This window comes from Micromonospora fiedleri (genome assembly GCF_016774385.1).
GTDB lineage: Bacteria > Actinomycetota > Actinomycetes > Mycobacteriales > Micromonosporaceae > Micromonospora > Micromonospora gifhornensis.
Genome location: NZ_JAETXL010000065.1, coordinates 1 through 463, shown reverse-complemented (window position 1 = coordinate 463; position 463 = coordinate 1). Strand labels below are relative to the sequence as shown.

The window sequence follows — 463 nt, the reverse complement described above, 5'->3', positions numbered from 1 at the left end:
CCTGCTCAACGGCGCGACCCTGGTCGTGCGGGAGCGTTTCGACCCCGCCGGGATGCTGTCCACCATGGACGCCGAGCGGATCACCGAGTGTCATCTCGTGCCGACCCAGTTCGTCCGCCTGCTCAGCCTCGACCCGGCCGTCCGAGCCGGGTTCTCCGGGGCCAGCCTGCGTCGGATCTGGCACGGCGGCGGTCCGTGCCCGCCGGACGTCAAGCGCCGCATGATCGAGTGGTGGGGTCCGGTGCCCGTCGAGTACTACGCGGCCACCGAGGGGGGAGTGGTCACCCTCATCGACTCGGCCGACTGGCTCACCCACCCGGGCAGCGTGGGCCGGGCGGTGCCACCGAACCGGCTCCTCGTCGTCGACGACCACGGCCGTGAGCCCGGCCCGTACCAGCCCTGTCCCTTATACCCCGCTCGCTGCGCTGCCTGGGCCGCGGGCCCGGCCTGCCGGTCGTCGGGT

The 463-nt window shown here is 73.2% G+C and carries 1 protein-coding gene; it reads left to right on the top strand.

What is annotated here, in order from left to right:
• A partial coding sequence (locus tag JMF97_RS30650; protein WP_238360466.1) for an AMP-binding protein occupies positions 1-463 on the top strand: 463 nt, incomplete at both ends.